Raw genomic sequence first — 21221 nt, forward strand, 5'->3', positions numbered from 1 at the left:
TTATTTTCTGCTTAGCCATTTCCGTGGATCTTGCGGTTTGCCTTGATAACGGATCTCAAAGTACAAACCACTGCGCTTTTGTCCACCACTGCGTCCTGCAAGGGCGATAACTTCATCATTTCTTACGGTATCACCAACGCTTTTTAATAAGGCTTGGTTGTGACCATAAAGGCTCATAAAGCCTTTGCCATGGTCAATCACCATCACCATGCCGTAGCCCTTTAAATATTCAGAGTAGACGACTTGACCATGAGATAAGGCTTTTATTTCCGCCCCTTCTTTGGCAGCAATAAGCATGCCTTTCCAGCGTAACTGGCCGCTACGGTGACCACCGAACCGGTGCAACACTCGCCCTTTAATTGGCCAGCTAAGCTTACCTTTATATTTTTGTAGCCCATCGAGCACGGGCTTTTTAATGTTTTCTAGCTCTTGTTCGATTTTTTGCTGCTCAATACTTTCGGCAAGTTGTTGCGATAGATGTTTTTCTGCATCTTCTAACTGTTTTATTTGTTGTTGCTCTGAGGTGATGGTCTGATTTAAGGCGGCCATCGCATCTTCACGGCCCGCTTGTTGTGCTGTCAGTTTTTTCTGTTGCTCGCCGTGTTCGAGTTTGAGTCTTGCCAATTGTTCAATTTTAGCTGTTTGTTGCTGTTGGTTTTCATTGAGCTCGGCTAAGGTGTTTTGCATTTTTTGTAAGCTTTTGATGCGTGCTTTGTTCAGGTATTGATAATAGCTGATCGCTCGGTCAATTCTGGTTGGGTCCTCTTGATTGAGTAACACTTTTAAATAATCGTGTTGACCGGTTCGATAGGCGCTAGCAATTTGATTCGCTAATAGCTTTTGCTGTTTTAGTCTGTTCTGTTCTAGTTTTTCAGCGGAGATCTTGAGTTTGTCGAGGTTTTTTTGCGCTTCACGCGTGGCTTCTGCATTGGCCTGTAGTTTACCGGCAAATTTGGCGATTTCTTTTTCAGCACTCTCTAGTTCTTGTTGCAGTCGGGCAATAGCCTTACTTTGTTTTTGAATATTTTCTTGGTGGGATTTTATTTGCTGTTTTACGTTGTCCAGCTCAGATTGCTCAGCGTGCGCCGAGTTAAAAAATAAAAAAAGCAAAACGGCGGCAATGATGCCGGCCGTTTTGCTTATCTGCTTGAACAATTCATTCCCCTTCATGGGGAAAGATTATTTCAAAATCATCAGAGGCTTACCAGTCATTTCAGCTGGAATTTCCATGCCCATCAAATTTAGCATCGTTGGTGCTAAGTCACTTAGCTTACCGTCTTCTAATGCAGTTGCTTCTCGGCCAACATAGATAAGTGGCACTGGCAGGCTAGTGTGTGCGGTGTGAACGCCACCTGTTTCTGGGTCGATCATTTGCTCTGCGTTACCGTGGTCTGCGGTGATTAAACACTCGCCGCCGACTTCTTTTAGGGCTGCAACGACTTCACCTATGCTGCTGTCTACGGCTTCACAAGCTTTAACCGCTGCATCGTAAACGCCAGTGTGACCAACCATGTCACCATTTGGATAGTTACAAATGATGACGTCGTACTTGTCGCTCTTAATGGCGCCAACTAGCTTTTCAGTCAGTTCAGCTGAGCTCATTTCCGGCTGTAGATCGTAAGTGGCCACTGCTGGAGATGAAATTAATGAACGCTCTTCGCCCTTAAATTCTTCTTCTACGCCACCGTTAAAGAAGAACGTAACGTGAGCATATTTTTCAGTTTCAGAGATACGCAGTTGCGTTTTACCGTGATCAGATAACCATTCACCAAGGGTGTTGGTTAGTGACTCTGATGGGTAAGCGCAAGCTGTATCAATATCGGCAGCGTATTCTGTGATCATCACAAAATCAGCAAGTTTTGGTTCAACTTGACGTTTGAAGCCATCAAAGCCTGCATCGGTAAATGAACGGGTGATTTCACGCGCACGGTCAGCACGGAAGTTCATGAAAATAACCGCATCGCCATCTTCGATTGGCGCTGCTTCACCGATCACGGTCGCTTTCACGAATTCATCGTTTTCTTCACGAGCGTAAGCGGCTGCTAATGCGTCAGAGGCGCTGTCGTATTTGTATTCAGCTTGGCTTTGCGTAAGTAGGTTGTAAGCTTGCTCAACGCGATCCCAGCGGTTATCGCGGTCCATTGCAAAATAACGACCAATCACTGTGGCAAAACGGCCTTTGCCTAAGGCTTTGAATTTCTCTTCAAATAGCTCGATTGAACCTTGTGCGCTACGTGGTGGCGTATCTCGGCCATCAGTGATTGCGTGTAGGTAGATTTTTTCTGCACCACGTTTAGCTGCAAGTTCAACGGCTGCCAGCATGTGGTCTTCGTGGCTGTGAACGCCGCCTGGAGAAAGTAGACCCATGATGTGAACTGCTTTACCTGCATTAGTCGCCTTATCAATTGCGCCTGTTAATACGGGGTTTTCATCAAATGTGCCATCAAGGATGTCTTTAGTGATGCGGGTTAAATTTTGGTAAACCACGCGGCCTGCACCTATGTTGGTGTGGCCCACTTCAGAGTTGCCCATTTGACCATCGGGTAAACCTACATCCATACCAGAAGCAGAGATTAGGGTGTTGGCGTATTCTTTACATAGGCCGTCAAGTACTGGCGTATTGGCATTTGATACTGCGTTGTCTGGCATATCTGCACGATATCCCCAGCCATCCATAATGATAAGTACTAAGGGCTTCTTAGCCATATGTTGAACCTCTTTTGGTTAGATTTGTGAAAATAAAATTAGCGTAATTTTACTACATTTAGATGCTATGTTGTAGATCTGGCTCAATCCTTTCGTATTATTTCAGACCTTTTCCCTTAGTTTGGCTCACTTTTATCCCAACACGAGAAAAAGTATCGTATTTCGGTTTTGGCAAGGCTGATCTTCTGGCTCGGCACAGGTATACTCAGCTTTTTTCAGGCTAACGAAGTATTACATTATGCAAGAATATATGGATTTTGCTGCAGCTAACCCGATGCTGGTCATTGCGTGGTTTGGTTTAGCGGGCGCGTTAATTTTTACCACAGTAAAGAGTCGCTTTTCAGCGGTAAAGAGTGTCACCCATCAGCAAGCAACCTTGATGATGAACAAAGAAGATGCTGTTGTGGTTGACGTGCGTAGCTTAGATGAATTCAAAAAAGGCCACATTGTTGGTGCAAAACATTTAACTGAGTCACAAATTAACGCAGGAACCTTCACCGGTGTTGAAAATCTAAAAGAGAGCCCCATTATAGTGGTATGTGCCACGGGAATGCGCTCTTCTGGAGCTGCCAATAAACTTGTGAAAGCAGGTTTTACGCAAGTGAATAACTTGACGGGCGGTTTAGCGGAATGGAAAAACGCCAACCTGCCACTAACAAAGAAATAATCGCCGTCTAGTTATTGTCAGTTGATTCAGCCATTTTTGCGCGAAACACTGAAACTATTTTTTGCGGCGTTGTTATTCATATAAATGCAAACGGAATGCATTAAGTTTGGATGACGTGGTTTTTTATTTGGGGGATTCCCCCCTTGAAGTTTTTTTATTATTAAGGATTTTTTAAGATGGCCGAAGAACAACAAAATGCGCAAGAACAACAACAAATTGATTTCAACATTCAGCGCATTTTCCTAAAAGATATTTCTTTTGAATGTCCAAACTCTCCAGCAATATTCCAAAAAGAATGGCAGCCAGAAGTTAAGCTAGATCTCGATACTAAAAGCGCAAAATTAGCTGATAACGTATTTGAAGTTGTACTATCTCTGACAGTAACAGCAACGATTGCTGACGAAACTGCGTTCCTATGTGAAGTGCAGCAAGCAGGTATTTTCACTGTTGGTGAAATGCCGGATCCACAGCTTGCACATTGTTTAGGTGCATTCTGTCCAAATATTCTTTTCCCATATGCGCGTGAAGCGGTAACAAGCATGGTTACGCGTGGTACATTCCCACAACTTAACCTTGCGCCAGTTAACTTTGACGCACTTTTCGCCCAAGCTATGCAACAACGTGCAGCTGAAGCGCAGCCGGAACAATTGGATTCATAATTCTTATGGCTAAATCTGCAGCCATTTCTGTATTGGGGGCGGGGTCTTACGGCACCGCCCTTGCTATTTCTTTAGCCAGAAACGGACATCAAACTTTGCTTTGGGGCCATGAGCCCGTGCACATGGCAAAGCTCAAGCAAGAACGTTGCAATCAAGCGTTTTTACCCGATTGCCCTTTTCCTGACACGCTAGACATTGAAGCTGATTTAGCAACCTGTATTGCCGCTTCTCGTAATATCTTAGTAGTGGTGCCAAGTCATGCTTTTGGCATTGTATTAAAGCAAATAAAGCCGCTGTTAACGCCAGAACATCGTGTGGTGTGGGCGACTAAAGGCCTTGAGCCAGACACTGGCAGATTACTTCAAGACGTCGCTATTGATGTATTGGGTCGCGATATTTCCCTTGCTGTGATTTCAGGGCCAACCTTTGCTAAAGAATTAGCGGCCGGTTTGCCTACGGCAATCTCGTTATCTTCTACAGATCCCGTTTTTGTTAACGATTTATCTGACCTATTACACAGTGAACATTTTCGTGTTTATACCAATGAAGACTTTATTGGTGTGCAATTAGGTGGCGCAGTGAAGAACGTCATCGCTATCGGCGCGGGTTTGGCTGACGGTTTGGGGTTTGGCGCAAATGCTAGAACAGCGTTAATTACCCGTGGCTTAGCTGAGCTAACGCGATTGGGTGCAGCGTTAAATGCTGATCCTAAAACCTTTATGGGCATGGCTGGACTGGGTGATTTAGTGCTGACGTGTACTGATAACCAATCTCGAAATCGACGTTTTGGATTAGCGTTAGGTCGAGGGTTATCGATGGCTGATGCGCAAACTGAAATAGGTCAAGTGGTAGAAGGGTATCGCAATACAAAAGAGGTGTTTATGTTGTCGCAACGGCTAAATGTCGAGATGCCGATAACGGAACAAATCTACCAAGTATTATACCAAGGAAAAGACCCAAAATTGGCTGCGATTGCTTTATTAGCACGTAGTAAAAAAGACGAATAATATCGCTTTACCTTGCTCTGAATATAAAAAACCGCTTATTGTTAAGCGGTTTTTTAGTTATCAAATAAGCTTACTTATAGTAAGAGTGCTCACCACTTTCATGGTCAGTAATGTCACGTACACCTTTTAATTCGCCTTCAAAGGTCACTAGCATTTGTTTTTCAATGCCGTCTTTCAGTGTTACGTCAACCATTGAGCAGCCATTACAACCGCCACCAAATTGAACGATAGCAAAACCGTCTTCGGTAATTTCGATTAACTTCACATTACCGCCATGGCTAGCTAGGCCGGGATTCACTTCCGATTGAATAAAATATTCAATTCGCTCGATCAACGGAGCATCATCTGCAACTCGTTTCATCTTCGCATTAGGCGCTTTTAGCGTTAACTGAGTGCCGGTTTCTTCGGTCACTAGGTCAATGGTGGCGTCTTCTAAAAATGGCGCACTCACCTCATCAACTAAAGCATCAAAACCATCAAAAGGTAAGAACACATCGGTACGTTCAACCGCTTCAGGTGGGCAATAAGAAACACCACACTCAGCGTTAGGTGTGCCAGGGTTAACTACAAATACGCGAATATTGGTGCCTTCTGGCTGCGAACTTAGCAGCTTTACAAAGTGTTGCTGCGCGTCACTGGAAATACTGATCATCACTATCCTCAAAAAACCTGACTAAATCACTCAGGCATTATAGCGTCAATAACAGGGTATTTAGTATCAAAAAAAGCACATTTATGATGATTTTATGGCCTTGTTGTGGGCGTTCGGCAAATACACCATATTTCTATTTGTTTAACACCTGCTTTTTGCAGCCCTTTACATAAGCTATTAATAGTCGCGCCAGTAGTGACGATGTCATCGATAATGGCGACATGATCAAGCTGCGCAGGTAGCGCTGCGACTTTGAAGGCTTGGTGCATATTGCGCTTACGTTGTTTGATATTCAACTGGGTTTGGCTAGTGGTATTTTTGACTCTTTTGACCCAGTGACTGTGCCAAGGAATAGCTAATGTCTTCGCGCAGTGCTCGGCAATTAATTGGGCTTGGTTAAAACCACGCTGGCGTTCTTTACGAGGGTGAAGCGGGACTGGTATTAAGGCTTGGGGTAAATTTATTGTCACTGATTCTGCTGCATGTGTATGGATTCTTTCAGCCATTAATTGACCTAATACACAGCTGTAGGTGGTTTGCTTTTGATATTTGAGGTGATAAACCAACTGATTGAGTGGCGGCTCAAATAAGCCACATGCATGCAGTTTAGTAAATTTTGGTGGCGTGCGGACGCATTGACCGCACATGGATTCAGTGGTTGGTAAAGGTAAGCCACAACGCAAGCAGTGAGGGTAAGTTTGTTTTAGATCTTGATAGCAAGTGTGACAGACCAGTCCCGTTGCAATGCCTTGCTGGCAAAGTAAGCAACTCAATGGCAACAGGCATTGGGCGTACTGGCCAAGTTTCTTCCTTGCAAGTGTTAATGCATGGGGTAACATGGGCGCTTTTTGAAGGCTGAGCATAGGCACCATGACAAAAAAATTGAATATAACCAGTGTAGGACAGGGACGCGATCTTGTGTTGTTGCACGGCTGGGGGTTAAACAGTGCGGCGTGGCAGGGCGTGCTACCACTACTTGAAAGCTATTTTACGGTGCACTTAATTGACTTACCTGGCTTTGGTGAGAGTGAGCCCTTTGCATTGCATACATTGCAGAATATGGCGCAAGCTGTACTCGACCAAGCGCCAACTGAGGCGGTCTGGGTTGGATGGTCTTTAGGTGGTTTAGTGGCCACACAAGCCGCATTAATGTCTCCTGATAGAGTCAGACGCTTGGTAACCGTCGCTTCTAGTCCTAAATTTTCACAAGACCAAGATTGGCCAGGCATTCAACCTAGGGTGCTACAACAGTTTATTGATTCATTAGCGGGCGACTTTAAAACCACCATAGAGCGCTTTTTGGCGGTTCAAGCAATGGGAAGCGAATCGGCGCGACAGGATATTAAGGCATTGAAAACGTGGCTGGCAGAAAAACCGTTACCTGACCCTAAGGCATTAGCAGATGGCCTGACTATTTTGCAACAAGATGATTTACGAACCCAGTTAGGGGGATTAGAGATGCCATTTTTAGCAATGTTTGGAAAATTAGACCGTCTCGTTCCTATTGATGTGGCGCAACAAGTGACGTTATTAGCGCCGGACAGTGAAATCTATGTCTTTGAAAAGGCGTCACATGCGCCGTTTGTAACCGATAAAGAGCAGTTCTCGGCGCAGCTTATTCACTTTTGTTTGGTGTAAATAAGTAATAATTGCTGTAAAAATAGCCGATTTTGAGCGATAATTAGCTCAGATATTAGGCGAGAATTTAGCCATGAACATACAGTCCGCATTTAGCATTGGTGTTGAAGGATTTCAACGAGCGCAGCAGCAGGTAACGCAAAGTGCGTCTAACATTGCTCAGCAAACGATTGATAGCGCCAACGCGAACGGTAATGCTGGTATTGTGCAAGACGCGCAAACAAGTGCGACATTGCTGCCGGCAGATCGCACCCAACAATCTGTGGTGACTGAGCTCGTTAATTTAACCGTGGCGGAACATCAAGCCAAAGCATCCGCTAAGACTATTTCAGCCGCGGATGAGATGATAGGAAGTATTATTGACATAAAAGTGTAGTAAACGTTTTGCGAGCAGGGGTTTAACTCAGATTTTCGGGTTAAGCATAACGAATTTAGTTACATCTAGGAGCAGTGGACATGAGGAAATTATCATGAATATGAATGTTCAATTGCCCCCTATGGTGCCGATGTCGTTGCAGCCGCAGCAAAATGTGACACGCCATGAAAACCGCTATCGCGAGCTGGTTCCGCAATTATCTAAAACCGAGCCGTACAAAGCCGAAACGGAAGTAGGCTCGGAAAAAGACAAATCTAAAGTTAGCCAGCAGCAAGCTGGTAGTACCCATTCAACTGAAGCGCAAAATTCTGATATTCGTACCGTTCAAGGTAAAGAGCAGGGTGAAGGACAAGGCTCAGAGCAGCAGCCTAATCAGCAGCAGGCTTCTGATCAGCAAGATAATAAAGGCGAAGGCAATCAGGCAGCTGGTCAACTAACACCACAAGAGCAAAAGATAGTTGACTCTCTTGAAAGCCGTCATAATGAAGTTGTCATTCATGAACGTGCGCATGCCAGCGTCGGTGGGCAACATGCCGGCCAACCTAACTATGGTTATGAAAATGGTCCCGATGGCAAACGCTATGCGGTATCTGGTGAAGTACCAATCAGTGTATCGCCAATCGCAGGTGATCCTCAAGCGACGATTCAAAAAATGCGTCAAGTTCGCTCTGCAGCGTTAGCACCGCAAAGTCCTTCTGTTGCCGACAGAAGAATTGCAGCCGAAGCGACTCGTCAGCTTAATGCTGCTTATTCAGAGTTGGCGGCTAGTCAAAAAGTAAAAAGCACAAGTACGGATGCTGGCGAAGGTGATAACGAGAGTCAACCTTCACGTGTTGGCTCGAGTGCAGCAGATACTCAAACGTTAAAAAGTGAAGATATTTACTCATTTAATCCGAGTAACAAATACGGCCCTATTGCTCGCTCTGAGCAAGCCATGCAAACCGATAGGGCAATAGAGCAACGCTATTTTGGCTCTGTTGTGGCAAATGAGCGTCCCGCACTGCGCGCTTCCATTTAGCCGCTACTTCCTCGCGCGACTAAACAGCCCATACATGATCTCCCCATGACCGAGGATCCTATTCAAGTAGGAGCTGAGCTTGCTCAGCGAACATCACAAATTCCCTGAGCAAGCTCAGCTCCTACAAAAACACGAAGCAACAAGTTCAACCTACAAGGAGAATAAGTGATTCTGCGATAAATTTTTTGCGATGAATCACTTTAGGTAAATCGCCCTGTGATCAGGGCTCATAAGGCTTACACCACATCGAGTAGGAGCAGAATTTATGCTGCGAATCAGCTGTCGCTAGCGTTTTTGTTTGGCCTTGCTAAACGCATCAGCAAAAGCATTGTTTAATGGCGCAGCCGGTTTTTGTGGCTGACGAGCCTTTGGTGCGCTCGCTTTAGGTTGATGATTGTTGTTTTTAGCAGAACGACTCCCTGTTGAGTTGTTGTTTTGCTCTACGGCTTGGTCTAGCTTCATGGTTAAGGCAATGCGCTTGCGTTGCACGTCTACTTCAACCACTTTTACTTTGACGATTTGTCCTGCCTTTACTACTTCACGAGGATCTGAAACAAACTTATTGCTCAAGGCTGAAATGTGTACCAAACCATCTTGATGGACACCAACATCAACAAAAGCGCCAAAGTTGGCCACGTTGGTCACCACGCCTTCTAAGATCATTTCAGGCTTTAAGTCATTAATGGTGTTTACGCCGTCTTTGAAGGTGGCGGTTTTAAACTCGGGGCGCGGATCGCGTCCAGGCTTATCGAGCTCTTTGATAATATCCGTCACCGTGGGTACACCGAACTCTTCACTGGCATAGGCTTGCGGTTGAATGGTGCTTAACAGTGCGCTATTACCCATTAAGTTTGTGATATCCTGCTTGATATCTTTAAGCATCGCTTTAACTACTGGGTAGGCTTCGGGGTGCACCGCTGAGGCATCAAGTGGGTTTTTACCACCGCGAATGCGTAAGAAACCAGCACATTGCTGAAACGCTTTTGGCCCTAAACGTGCGACTTTTTTCAGCTGTGAACGGTCAACAAAAATGCCATTCTCATCCCGGTAGTCGACAATGTTTTGCGCCAGAGTGGGGTTTAACCCTGCCACATGGGTAAGTAACGCGGCAGACGCACTATTCACATCAACGCCAACAGCGTTCACACAATCTTCGACCACACCATCCAGTTTTTTCGCTAATAATGATTGGTTTACATCGTGCTGATATTGGCCAACCCCAATGGCTTTTGCTTCAATTTTCACTAATTCGGCCAAAGGGTCTTGTAAACGACGGGCAATGGAAACGGCGCCGCGGATAGACACATCAAGTTCGGGGAATTCTTTTGCGGCCAGTTCAGATGCAGAGTAAACCGATGCACCGGCTTCACTCACCATAATTTTGGTGAGCTTCAGTTCCGGCTTCGCTTTGATTAACTCTGCGACCAGTTGGTCGGTTTCGCGTGATGCGGTGCCGTTACCTATACTGATCAGTTCAACTTTATATTGCTGACATAATTTAGCTAATTCACTGAGCGAACCTTGCCAATCTTTACGTGGCGCATGAGGATAAATAGTACTGTATGCTAATAATTTACCTGTGCCATCCACCACTGCAACTTTAACCCCTGTACGCAAGCCTGGGTCTAACGCAAGCGTGACTTTCGGGCCACCGGGAGCGGCCATTAATAAATCATTTAGATTTTTGGCAAACACATTGATAGCTTCAATTTCTGCCGCTTCACGTAGATTCGAAATCAATTCATTCTCTAACTGCATCAATAGTTTAATGCGCCAAGTCCATTGCACCACGGTTTTTAACCAAGGGTTGCAAGTGAGTTGATTCACTTGCATGTAGCGGGCAATCAAGGTTTCCCCTGTGCTGGGCAAGGTTTTATCTTCACGCTCTGGGTCGGCGTTTAAACTGAGTTGCAGTATTCCCTCATTGCGTCCACGTAAAATAGCGAGAGCGCGGTGTGATGGGATCTGGCTGATTTTTTCACTGTAAGCAAAATAATCTTTAAATTTGATGCCTTCTTGTTCTTTGCCTGCAATCACTTGGGCGTCTAAGGTTGCGTTATGTTGCAAATAAGAGCGCACTTGGCTGATCAGTTCGGCATCTTGTGAATAACGCTCCATAAGAATGTATTTTGCGCCCTCTAACACGGCTTTGGTATCGGGGTAGTTTTTTTCGGGGTTAAGATAAGCGCTTGCTTGGTTTTCTGGATCAAGTGAAGGCTGTGTTAATAGCATATCTGCAAGGGGCTCTATACCTGCCTCAATCGCCATTTGACCTTTAGTGACACGCTTTTGCTTGTAGGGTAAGTACAAGTCTTCAAGGCGAGTTTTGGTATCCGCATCAAGCAGCAGCTGATGTAGCGCATCACTTAGCTTACCTTGCTCTTTTATGGTGCTAATAATACTGCTGCGTCTATCTTCTAGCTCGCGTAAATAAGTCAGCCTTTGCTCAAGAGTACGTAGCTGGCCATCATCAAGGCCGCCGGTGACTTCTTTACGGTAACGCGAGATAAAAGGCACGGTTGCGCCTTCATCTAATAGTTGTACGGCGGCGTTGATTTGTGCGGTGCTAGCACCAATTTCTTGAGCGATTGTATTATGAATAGAATGCATTGTTTTCTCAGCGTTTAAAATTTGGGAAAGCGAGGGGATTCATCAAAGATCGTAATCTATTTTATTGATATACCAAGTCTTCTCACCCGAAGGGGTGTGGACTATGGCTTCGTCATCAACGGATTTTTTTAGCAGCGCTCGCGCCATTGGCGAGTCGATGGAAATGTAGTCTTTGCGGCCATAAATTTCATCGGGGCCGACTATTTTAAAGTTCAGCGTTTCACCTGCATCGTTTTCAATATTAACGATGGCACCAAAAAATACTTTTCCTTGCTGCTGAGGTGATGGGGTAACGATGGTGAGCTCTTCGATGCGCTTGCGCAGGAACCGGACTCGTTTATCAATTTGCCTTAAAACGCGTTTATTTTCTTTATAGTCGGCGTTTTCAGAACGATCGCCCAAGCTGGCTGCCCATGCTACTTTTTGCGTGATTTCTGGGCGGTATTCGCGCCATAGATGATCGAGTTCGGCTTCTAACTTTTTCATGCCTTCTGGCGTAATGAGATTTGTCTTCAATCTTGTAATTCACCATGCTGTCGATTGCTTGCGCTCTTTATAGCGTCTATGGCTAGTTTTTTAAAGTCTAGCGATGCAAATAAGCGAGGGGTGAACGACTATGTGTTGCGCAGGATTGATGAAAGGCATGAAAAGCGGGACTCATGGTCCCGCATTCATTTGCTGATTAAGTGAAGCTTAAAGTTGTGGTCCGGCGGCTACCAGTGCTTTTCCTTCCTCGTTGTCAGTGTACTGCGCAAAATTATTGATAAACAGTTGTGCCAAATTCTCTGCTTTAGCGGTCCATTGTTCTGCTGATTCATAAGTGTCTCTAGGATCTAAAATCGCAGGATCTACGCCGGGCAAAGCGGTTGGCACCGCCAAGTTAAAGATTGGAATCGTTTTCGTTTCCGCTTTGTCAATCGAGCCGTCTAAGATGGCATCGATGATGGCGCGGGTATCTTGAATCGAAATTCGCTTACCTGTGCCATTCCAGCCTGTATTAACTAAATATGCTTCCGCGCCTGCCGCTTCCATTCGTTTCACTAGCTCTTGGCCGTATTTGGTTGGGTGCAGCGTTAAAAACGCCGCGCCAAAACAAGCCGAGAAAGTCGGAGTTGGTTCGGTAATGCCGCGCTCTGTACCGGCTAACTTGGCGGTAAAACCAGATAAGAAATGATATTTAGTCTGCTCTTTGGTGAGTTTAGACACCGGCGGTAGTACGCCAAAGGCATCTGCCGTTAAAAATATCACTTTGTTAGCGTGGCCCGCTTTAGATACCGGCTTAACAATGTTATCTATGTGGTAAATGGGGTAGCTAACACGGGTGTTTTCGGTTTTACTGCCATCATCATAATCGACTGTTTTATCGTCGCGCACGGTTACATTTTCAAGTAATGCGTCACGTTTAATGGCTTTGTAAATATCCGGCTCGGCTTCTAAACAAAGGCGGATGGTCTTGGCATAACAACCACCCTCAAAGTTAAACACGCCTGAGTCATCCCAACCGTGCTCATCGTCACCAATTAAGGCGCGTTTAGGATCCGTTGATAAGGTGGTTTTACCGGTGCCTGAAAGACCAAAGAATATAGCTGTGTCGCCATTCGTGCCTACGTTGGCAGAGCAATGCATTGATGCCATGCCGCGCAGTGGCAGCAGGTAATTCATCATGGCAAACATGCCTTTTTTCATTTCACCGCCGTACCAAGTACCGCCGATAATTTGCATTTTTTCGGTGAGGTTAAAGGCGATAAAGTTTTCAGAATTGAGGCCGTGTTGTTGCCAATTTGGGTTGGTGGTTTCCGAACCATTTAACACCACAAAATCGGGTTCAAACTCAGCCAACTCATCAGCGCTAGGGCGGATAAACATATTGGTTACGAAGTGTGCCTGCCATGCGACTTCCACAATAAAGCGCACTGCAAGGCGGGAATCTTTGTTAGCGCCACAGAAGGCATCAACAACAAACAAGCGTTTATTTGATAGCTCTTTGACTACTAAGGATTTTAGATCTTGCCAGACTGCTGGGGTGATGGGCTTGTTATCGTTCTTTCCTTGATCGGACCACCAAATCGTATCGCGAGTAACATCATCTTTAACGATATATTTGTCTTTTGGTGATCGCCCTGTAAAAATCCCTGTGTCCACCGCGACAGCACCTGACTCGGTTACAACTCCACGTTCAAAGCCTACTAGGTCGGGCTTCGTTTCTTCGACAAACAAGGTTTCGTAAGAAGGGTTATGCAACACTTCTTTTACACCTTGAATGCCGTATTTAACTAAATCTTGCGCACTTAATAGAGTTCTTTCCGCGTCGATAACTGTCATATTTATCTCCAAGGTTACTTTTTAGTTTGTTCATTAATTATTCTATTACTTTAAAAATAGAATAATGGGATAAGCTTCAAACTTAAGAGTAAAGTGTTGTGATAAATACAAATGCCTGTTAATTTTTTCGGTTTTACCTAGTGTTTTGTTTCATTGTTCTGTGTTGATGGGGCTTTGGTGGTGAATAATGCTTCCACGTCTACAGCATCGAAATGGTAAGCAGTGCGACAATATTCGCAATCCATATCGATTTGACCTTTCTCTTGCAGAATATCAAGCAGCTCACTTTTCTCGACCGATAACAAGGCTCCTTCACACTTTTCTCTTGAGCATCCACATTCAAAAACAATGGCTTGCGGTTCAAAAATACGAACTGTTTCTTGGTGATATAAGCGGTATAGCAAGGTTTCCGCGTCTAGGCCAAATAGCTCATCGTCTTTTAAAGTCTCAGCCAACGTTGTGACATGGCTAAATTCAGCTTCATGTTCTTCTTTCGCTGTCGGCAGCTTTTGTAATAATAGACCAGCTGCCATTTTTTGGTCGTTATAAACGCCTGTTTTTAAGATAAGTTTGGTGGCTAATTGTTCTGACTGGGCAAAGTAGTTTTCTAAGCTGTCGGTTAATGAGTTGCCAACCAATTCAACCACGCCTTGATAGCGCTCTCCCTCATTTGGCGTGATGGTGATCAATAGGAAGCCTTTACCGACCATCTCGGTTAGATTGGCATCGTCTGCGGGAGTGGATTTATAGCGTGCTACGCCACGTAAGGCTTGATTATGATCACCGTTAATGGCTGCTAAATGCACCGGACCATCACCTTGCAATTGCACGTTGATATGACCTTCAAATTTAAGTGTGGCGGTTAATAAGCTGGTGGCAACAAATAATTCACCAACCAAGCGTTCAATTGCGGCTGGATAGTGGTGGTTACGCAGTACATCTTGGTAGCTCTGGCTAAGTTGTACGAGTTCGCCACGTACATCGTAATCTTCAAATAAGAAACGGTGTAGGTGGTCTAATAACGGTTGTGTTGGTGCTTGGTCCATGGGAACTCCAAAAAATTAGTTATCACTGCGCTGTGATTTTACTTTTATTAATTCTCTGCGCTGCTTTTTGTCCGGCCGGCGATCTGGGTGCGGGGCATGCAGTGCACTTAGCTTTCTTAGCTCAGCATGCTGAGCCCTTAAGGCGATACTGGCCTCGGTTTCTTCGTATAGTAGTTGTGCTTGAGGCGCACTTTTACGTTGGCCTTCAACTTTTAGCACCACAACTTCCTTATTATCATGACCTTGGCGAACGGTAATCGTTGCGCCAACCTCAACCAATCTACTCGGTTTGGTGCGTTGGCCATTATACTGCACTTTTCCGCCTTGGATCACGTCTCTGGCAAGGCCGCGAGTTTTAAAAAACCGAGCCGCCCATAACCATTTATCAAGGCGCACGGCATCTTGTTCTGACATTGGAGTATCTCGTTGTCGTTAAACTTATTATGTTTAAGATATGGTGGCGGTAACAGTTTTTATCAAGTCTCATCGTTGTGGCTGTTTTTTGCTTTCGTCATCGTGTTACACTCGCCACCATTAAATAGTGCATTGTATTTACTGTAATGTGATGCGTGTAGCTTATATATTTGGACTTAACAAGGCAGAATCGAGTATTTAGTATGTATAGTGAGGGCTAAGAATATTGCCCATCTCTCATAACCCGGTTTTTATACTTGAGTGAGACACTCGCCGCGGGCTAGTATGCCCTTTATCGGCAGGATGCTGTGTTGTTATAAATTAGGAATGTAGTAATGGATAAGTTCTCCGGTGTACTGATGCGCCTGAGCGGCTTGCCCCAGCAAAAGCTTTCATCTATCGCTTTTTATTCTTTGCTGGTGCTGCTCTGTTATCAGTTAGCCAATTTAACCTGGATGGTGATGCCTTCAGGTTCTACAAAATCGACGCCTTGGCGTCCAGCCCCAGTTGCACAGCAGGGGAGTAGTCATCAAGGTATTAACTTGACTGCTATTACTGCGTTGCATTTATTCGGTGAATTTAATAAAAAAGTCGCCCCTCCACCGGTTGCTGCTAAGCCAAAGGTTGCCCCTAAAACTAAGCTCAATGTTAAGTTGACCGGCGTGCTCGCTTCTACCGTGCCGCAAAATGCTATTGCGATTATTGAAGATCGCGGCAGGCAAGATACCTACTTCATCGGTAATAGCATTGGTAATACTGGTGCAGTGTTAAAAGAAATCAAATTTGACCGGGTTATTTTAGAGTATCGCGGAGATTTACAAACCTTGATGCTTGATGGTGAGACTTATGTGACCAATCAAAATTCGTCAAGTCAGCCGTCAGCGCCGAGAGCTGAATCTCAAACGGTGCGAGAAGCCCCTGTAAAGCTCGATCTCAACCGGGCAGAATTATTGGCTAACCCAAGTAAAATTACTGATTTTATCTCTATCTCGCCGGTACGAAACCAAGGCGCTCTTATTGGCTATCGTATTAACCCTGGCCGAGACGCCACTATATTCCAAAGCGCGGGGTTACAAGCAAACGATCTCGCCGTTAGCCTCAATGGCATTGACTTAACTGACATGCAGCAGTCGATGAGTTTAATGCAAGAGTTTCCTACTATGCGTGAAATGACGCTATCGGTAGAGCGCGATGGCCAAATTCACGATTTATATTTTAGTCTGCCCGAATAATAAGAAAGTTGGAGCAAGTAAGAATTATGAGAATTTCAGGGACCCGGCGTAAACTAAGCGCCCTTTGTGCAGGATTGCTATTAGCCGTAAGCGCTAACATTTCTGCTGCTGAATATTCAGCCAGCTTTAAGGGCACAGACATCAACGAGTTTATTAATATCGTTGGTAAAAACCTCAATAAAACCATCATTATCGAGCCCTCAGTTCGCGGTAAAATAAACGTCCGTAGTTACGATCTGCTTAATGATGAACAATATTATCAATTCTTCCTTAACGTACTTGATGTGTACGGTTTTGCTGTTGTCGAAATGGACAATGGGGTAATGAAAGTGATCAAGGCTAAGGATGCCAAAGTATCTGCTATCCCAGTGGTTGACGGTGCCAATCCGGGCAAGGGCGATGAGATGGTCACGCGGGTGGTGCCAGTACGTAACGTATCGGTACGAGAGCTCGCTCCTTTACTGCGTCAGCTAAATGACAACGCCGGTGGTGGTAACGTGGTTCATTACGACCCTTCTAACGTTATTATGATCACGGGCCGTGCCGCGGTTGTTAATCGTTTAGTGGAAATTGTACGTCGCGTTGACAAAGCAGGTGATGAAGAGGTTGATATTGTCCGCCTTAAATTTGCTAGTGCTGCAGAAATGGTGCGCATTTTAGAGTCTATTCAAAAGCCTGGCGATGGTAAAACCAACATGCCAAACATGCTTAAGCCACGAATGGTCGCGGATGAACGTACTAACTCCATTATTATCAGCGGTGAGCCGCAAGCGCGTAAACGCGCGGTGCACTTAGTTAAGCAGCTTGATAGTGAATTAGAAACCAGTGGTAACACGCGCGTTTTCTATCTTAAGTATGCTAAAGCTAAAGAAATGGTCGATGTGCTCAACGGCGTTAGTAAATCCATTGAAGGTGAAGTGAAGAGTGCTAATGGCGCAGCTGCTGGTGGCTCAAATAATAAGCAATCGAACTTGAATATCGAAGCCCATGAAGGCACTAACGCGATTGTTATTACGGCGCAGCCTGATGTGATGGGCTCGTTAGAAGCGGTTATTCGTCAACTCGATATTCGCCGTGCCCAAGTGTTGGTTGAAGCCATTATTGTGGAAGTGGCAGAAGGTGACGGAATTGGCCTTAGCGTGCAATGGGCAACCCTTGCGGGTGGTGGTACGCAATTTAATACCAATGGCGCGTCATTAAGTGAAATTGCGGCTGGAGCTTATCAAGCGAGGCCAGAAAAAGGCTCGACCATCATTGATGGTGATAAAACGACAGTTAACCCTGAAACTAAAGGTGATGTAACATCATTAGCGAGCGTACTGAGCAAAGTGAGCGGCATGGCGGTAGGTTATGCGTCTAATGATTGGGGCGTAGTGCTACAAGCTTTAGCTAGTTCAAAAGGCTCGAATATTCTTGCCACGCCAAGTATCACCACGCTGGATAACCAAGAAGCCAGCTTTATTGTCGGTGATGAAGTACCCGTTAAAACAGGCTCTGCGGCCAGTGGTAACAACGACAACCCGTTTACTACCATTGAACGTAAAAAAGTGGGTATTCAGCTAAAAGTAACGCCACAAATCAACGAAGGTGATGCAGTACAGTTGGTTATTGAACAAGAAGTCTCTAACGTAAACGGTAATACTGGCGTCGATATTACGTTCGCGACCCGTGCCGTTAAAACAACGGTACTTGCAGATAGCGGCGATACCATTGTTATCGGTGGTTTAATCGATGAGAAAGTAGATGAATCAGTCGAGAAAGTGCCATTACTGGGTGACATTCCTTACCTTGGTAATTTATTTAAATCGACCAGTAGCAGCACCTCAAAGCGTAACTTGATGATCTTTATTCGTCCGACCATTATTCGTGACAGTAATAAAATGGCGAGCTTAAGCTCTCGTAAGTACAGCCTAATGCGTGCTGTACAACTACAGCAGCAAGCACAAGGTGTTAATTTAATGCCTAATACCGATGTGCCGGTGTTGCCTGAATGGGGCCAAAGTCCAGAGATTAACCCTGAAGTGTTCGACTTCACCAAGAAAAAACGTCGTGCGCCAGAAGCCAGCAGTAATTAAGGATGCAGTCGATGGAAACGCCGCTTATAGATGAAAAAGCCATTGCTGACGAAGTGCCTCATTTCGATGAGCTTGACTCTTCGTCTAAGCTACTGCCTTTTGCCTTTGCAAAAAATCATGGGGTCGTTTTTTGTCAAACTAATGGCCAAGCTAAGGTGTTTTGCAAAGCGGACGCTAAGCCTGAGATTTTCCTCGAAATTCGTAGGCAAATGGGAAAACGTTTTAGCATTAACATCTTAGCTGATGATCTGTTTGAGCAAACATTAACGCAAACCTATCAGCGCGATTCTTCGCAAGCACGCCAGCTGATGGAAGACATAGGTAACGAAGACTTTTTTACTTTGGCAGAAGAGTTACCGGATAACGAAGACTTACTTGAAGCAGACGACGATGCACCGATCATCAAGTTGATCAACGCCATGCTCAGCGAAGCGATTAAAGAAGGCGCGTCGGATATTCATATTGAGACATTTGAAAAAACCCTCATTATTCGTTTTCGTATTGATGGTGTTTTACGCGAAATTCTTAAGCCGCAACGTAAACTGGCATCACTGCTAGTGTCACGTATTAAAGTCATGGCGAAGTTAGATATTGCTGAAAAGCGGATCCCGCAAGATGGCCGTATTGCCCTGCGTATCGGTGGTCGTGCGGTCGACGTGCGTGTGTCTACGATGCCGTCAAGTCATGGTGAACGTGTGGTATTGCGTTTATTAGATAAAAACGCGGTTAAGCGTATGTCTGAATTAAACATGACGGCGAAAAACAGTGAAATCTTGACAGATTTACTGCGCAAACCTCACGGTATTATCTTAGTTACTGGCCCTACGGGCTCGGGTAAAAGTACGACTTTGTATGCTGGTTTATCCGACATAAACTCAAAAGACCGTAACATTCTGACGGTTGAAGACCCGATTGAATACCTACTAGAAGGTATCGGTCAAACCCAAGTAAATACTAAGGTTGATATGACCTTTGCGCGAGGTTTACGTGCTATTTTACGTCAAGATCCTGATGTGGTGATGATAGGTGAAATACGTGACTTAGAAACGGCGCAAATTGCGGTTCAAGCCAGTTTAACGGGTCACTTAGTATTATCAACTTTGCATACCAATACGGCCATCGGCGCATTAACTCGGATGCAAGACATGGGGGTAGAGCCCTTCTTATTATCTTCTTCTTTATTGGGCGTGTTGGCTCAGCGACTGGTGCGAACCTTATGTCCAGATTGCCGCGAACCACATTTAATGACAGATAAAGAAAAGTCCATGCTCAACATGCCGATTGAAGATCCCATTCAAGTGTTCAGAGCCAATGGTTGTGAAGCGTGTAACTTCTCAGGCTATAAAGGTCGAACCGGCATTTACGAGTTGTTAGTGATGGATGATGACGTGCGCAATGCTATCCACGATGGCGCGAGCGAACAACAAATTGAAAAAATTGTGCGCCAGCACACCCCAAGCATTCGCAGTGATGGCTTGTCGAAAGTTCGCGAAGGTATCACCACGATAGAAGAAGTGCTTCGTGTGACCAGAGAGGGCTAGCAAAGTGGCAACGTTTGAATATAAAGCGCTAGACAAAAAAGGCAAACAAAAGAAAGGCTTGCAAGAAGCTGATACGGCCCGCCAAGTACGCCAAATTTTGCGCGACCGAGGCTTAACCCCTATCGAGGTGGTGGCTGCTGCAGAGCAAGCTAAAAAAGAGAGCAAAGGTGGGTTTTCGTTTAAGCGTAAAATTTCTACGCCAGAGCTCGCCCTGATGACCCGTCAGCTATCTACCTTAGTCGCATCCTCCATGCCGATTGAAGAATGTCTTAAAGCCGTGGTAGAGCAAACCGATAAGCCGAAAGTAAAATCCATGCTATCGTCAGTGCGTAGTCGCGTGTTAGAAGGCTACACCTTGGCGGGCAGTATGGCTGAGTTTCCGCATATTTTTGATGACCTATTTTGTGCCATGGTTGCAGCCGGTGAAAAAGCGGGGCATTTAGAATTAGTATTGGATCGTCTGGCCGATTACACCGAACAACGCCAGCAAATGCGCAGCAAATTAATGCAGGCGATGATTTATCCGTTGATGTTGACCTTGGTTGCAGTTGGCGTGGTGTCAATCTTACTGACCTCAGTAGTGCCGCAAGTGGTGGGGCAGTTTGAGCATATGGGGCAAGATCTTCCTGCCTCGACCTTATTCCTTATTGCCAGTAGTGACTTTTTACGCGACTACGGTTTATTTATTGTGAGTGGCATCGCCTTAAGTCTGTTTGGCCTGAAGCAATATCTTAAAAATCCTAATAACCAGCTTAAGTTTGATCGCATGTTATTAAAGGTGCCTGTTGTCGGCAAGGTGAGTCGAGATTTAAACACGGCTCGTTTTGCACGTACCTTAAGTATTCTTAATGCCAGTGCGGTGCCGCTATTAGAGGGGATGAAGATAGCGGGTGAAGTACTCAGTAATTTATATGCCCGCGCTAAAGTGGGTGAAGCCACTGAATTTGTGCGTGAAGGTACCAGTTTGGGCGCGGCATTAGAAAACACCAAATTGTTCCCACCGATGATGTTACATATGATTGCCAGCGGTGAGCGCAGTGGTGAATTAGATCAAATGCTGGAGCGCTCAGCAGATAACCAAGATAAGCAATTTGCAGCTCAGGTAAATATGGCGTTAGGCGTATTTGAGCCAGCACTAGTCGTTAGCATGGCGGGAGTGGTATTGTTTATTGTGGCTGCGATATTACAGCCAATGTTAGCGCTTAATAATATGGTGGGAGGGTAACCTCGCATCTATTTTAATCGCTGTTTTTGATTT

19 protein-coding genes are annotated in these 21221 nt (G+C 45.1%); 10 read left to right on the forward strand and 9 right to left on the reverse strand.

What is annotated here, in order from left to right:
- Together K6Y31_RS07930 and gpmM are read right to left on the reverse strand one after the other, a co-directional pair.
- Window positions 1-1155 carry a murein hydrolase activator EnvC family protein gene (locus tag K6Y31_RS07930; protein WP_233052261.1) on the reverse strand — a complete coding sequence of 385 codons (1155 nt, stop codon included), beginning with the start codon at window positions 1153-1155 and terminating at the stop codon, window positions 1-3.
- Window positions 1156-1179: 24 nt separating this feature from the next.
- Window positions 1180-2706 (reverse strand): 2,3-bisphosphoglycerate-independent phosphoglycerate mutase, encoded by a 1527-nt coding sequence (gpmM, locus tag K6Y31_RS07935; protein WP_233052262.1) that lies wholly within the window; start codon window positions 2704-2706, stop codon window positions 1180-1182.
- 238 nt (window positions 2707-2944) lie between these two features.
- Between gpmM and K6Y31_RS07940 the strand changes: the two genes are divergently transcribed.
- The 3 genes from K6Y31_RS07940 to gpsA all read left to right on the forward strand — a co-directional run bounded on the left by K6Y31_RS07940 (window position 2945) and on the right by gpsA (window position 5039).
- Window positions 2945-3373: a rhodanese-like domain-containing protein gene (locus tag K6Y31_RS07940; RefSeq protein ID WP_233052263.1), complete on the forward strand. Its 429-nt coding sequence runs from the start codon at window positions 2945-2947 to the stop codon at window positions 3371-3373.
- A gap of 176 nt (window positions 3374-3549) precedes the next feature.
- Entirely contained in the window at window positions 3550-4032 is a 483-nt protein-coding gene (secB, locus tag K6Y31_RS07945) for a protein-export chaperone SecB (protein WP_233052264.1), read from the forward strand.
- A 5-nt stretch (window positions 4033-4037) separates the two neighbouring features.
- Window positions 4038-5039 carry an NAD(P)H-dependent glycerol-3-phosphate dehydrogenase gene (gpsA, locus tag K6Y31_RS07950; protein WP_233052265.1) on the forward strand — a complete coding sequence of 334 codons (1002 nt, stop codon included), beginning with the start codon at window positions 4038-4040 and terminating at the stop codon, window positions 5037-5039.
- Window positions 5040-5109: 70 nt separating this feature from the next.
- Here gpsA and nfuA read toward each other — a convergent pair whose 3' ends face one another.
- Window positions 5110-5691, reverse strand: coding sequence for a Fe-S biogenesis protein NfuA (nfuA, locus tag K6Y31_RS07955; protein WP_233052266.1), 582 nt, complete (start codon window positions 5689-5691; stop codon window positions 5110-5112).
- Between the two features lie 92 nt (window positions 5692-5783).
- On the reverse strand, window positions 5784-6554 hold the full coding sequence (locus tag K6Y31_RS07960; protein ID WP_233052267.1) for a ComF family protein: 771 nt from the start codon (window positions 6552-6554) through the stop codon (window positions 5784-5786).
- 7 nt (window positions 6555-6561) lie between these two features.
- Here K6Y31_RS07960 and bioH point away from each other — a divergent pair, with 7 nt between their 5' ends.
- The 3 genes from bioH to K6Y31_RS07975 all read left to right on the forward strand — a co-directional run bounded on the left by bioH (window position 6562) and on the right by K6Y31_RS07975 (window position 8723).
- Window positions 6562-7329 carry a pimeloyl-ACP methyl ester esterase BioH gene (bioH, locus tag K6Y31_RS07965; RefSeq protein ID WP_233052268.1) on the forward strand — a complete coding sequence of 256 codons (768 nt, stop codon included), beginning with the start codon at window positions 6562-6564 and terminating at the stop codon, window positions 7327-7329.
- Window positions 7330-7402: 73 nt separating this feature from the next.
- Window positions 7403-7705 (forward strand): flagellar basal body rod C-terminal domain-containing protein, encoded by a 303-nt coding sequence (locus K6Y31_RS07970; protein WP_233052269.1) that lies wholly within the window; start codon window positions 7403-7405, stop codon window positions 7703-7705.
- A gap of 94 nt (window positions 7706-7799) precedes the next feature.
- Window positions 7800-8723 (forward strand): putative metalloprotease CJM1_0395 family protein, encoded by a 924-nt coding sequence (locus tag K6Y31_RS07975; protein WP_233052270.1) that lies wholly within the window; start codon window positions 7800-7802, stop codon window positions 8721-8723.
- A 285-nt stretch (window positions 8724-9008) separates the two neighbouring features.
- Here K6Y31_RS07975 and K6Y31_RS07980 read toward each other — a convergent pair whose 3' ends face one another.
- From K6Y31_RS07980 to hslR, 5 genes are all read right to left on the reverse strand, one after another.
- Complete coding sequence (locus tag K6Y31_RS07980) at window positions 9009-11333, reverse strand: Tex family protein (protein ID WP_233052271.1); 2325 nt, start codon at window positions 11331-11333, stop codon at window positions 9009-9011.
- Window positions 11334-11375: 42 nt separating this feature from the next.
- Window positions 11376-11849, reverse strand: a complete 474-nt coding sequence (gene greB, locus K6Y31_RS07985; protein WP_232801694.1) for a transcription elongation factor GreB — start codon at window positions 11847-11849, stop codon at window positions 11376-11378.
- A gap of 177 nt (window positions 11850-12026) precedes the next feature.
- On the reverse strand, window positions 12027-13655 hold the full coding sequence (gene pckA, locus K6Y31_RS07990) for a phosphoenolpyruvate carboxykinase (ATP) (RefSeq protein WP_233052272.1): 1629 nt from the start codon (window positions 13653-13655) through the stop codon (window positions 12027-12029).
- Window positions 13656-13792: 137 nt separating this feature from the next.
- Complete coding sequence (hslO, locus tag K6Y31_RS07995) at window positions 13793-14701, reverse strand: Hsp33 family molecular chaperone HslO (RefSeq protein WP_233052273.1); 909 nt, start codon at window positions 14699-14701, stop codon at window positions 13793-13795.
- Window positions 14702-14716: 15 nt separating this feature from the next.
- The gene (gene hslR, locus K6Y31_RS08000; protein ID WP_233052274.1) at window positions 14717-15115 is read right to left on the reverse strand and encodes a ribosome-associated heat shock protein Hsp15; all 399 of its coding nucleotides are present in this window, start codon (window positions 15113-15115) and stop codon (window positions 14717-14719) included.
- Window positions 15116-15450: 335 nt separating this feature from the next.
- On the opposite strand from hslR, the gene gspC reads away from it, so the two are divergent.
- From gspC to gspF, 4 genes are read left to right on the forward strand one after another with little or no spacing between them, the layout of a single operon-like run.
- A complete protein-coding gene (gene gspC, locus K6Y31_RS08005; protein ID WP_233052275.1) occupies window positions 15451-16347 on the forward strand; it encodes a type II secretion system protein GspC in 897 nt (298 codons plus the stop codon).
- A 26-nt stretch (window positions 16348-16373) separates the two neighbouring features.
- Entirely contained in the window at window positions 16374-18422 is a 2049-nt protein-coding gene (gspD, locus tag K6Y31_RS08010) for a type II secretion system secretin GspD (protein ID WP_233052276.1), read from the forward strand.
- 2 nt (window positions 18423-18424) lie between these two features.
- On the forward strand, window positions 18425-19963 hold the full coding sequence (gene gspE, locus K6Y31_RS08015) for a type II secretion system ATPase GspE (protein ID WP_233052277.1): 1539 nt from the start codon (window positions 18425-18427) through the stop codon (window positions 19961-19963).
- 4 nt (window positions 19964-19967) lie between these two features.
- Window positions 19968-21188 carry a type II secretion system inner membrane protein GspF gene (gene gspF, locus K6Y31_RS08020; RefSeq protein WP_233052278.1) on the forward strand — a complete coding sequence of 407 codons (1221 nt, stop codon included), beginning with the start codon at window positions 19968-19970 and terminating at the stop codon, window positions 21186-21188.
- Window positions 21189-21221: the final 33 nt, after the last annotated feature.

This window comes from Motilimonas cestriensis, from assembly GCF_021295315.1.
In the GTDB taxonomy this organism is placed as follows: Bacteria; Pseudomonadota; Gammaproteobacteria; order Enterobacterales; family CBDFNC01; genus Motilimonas; species Motilimonas cestriensis.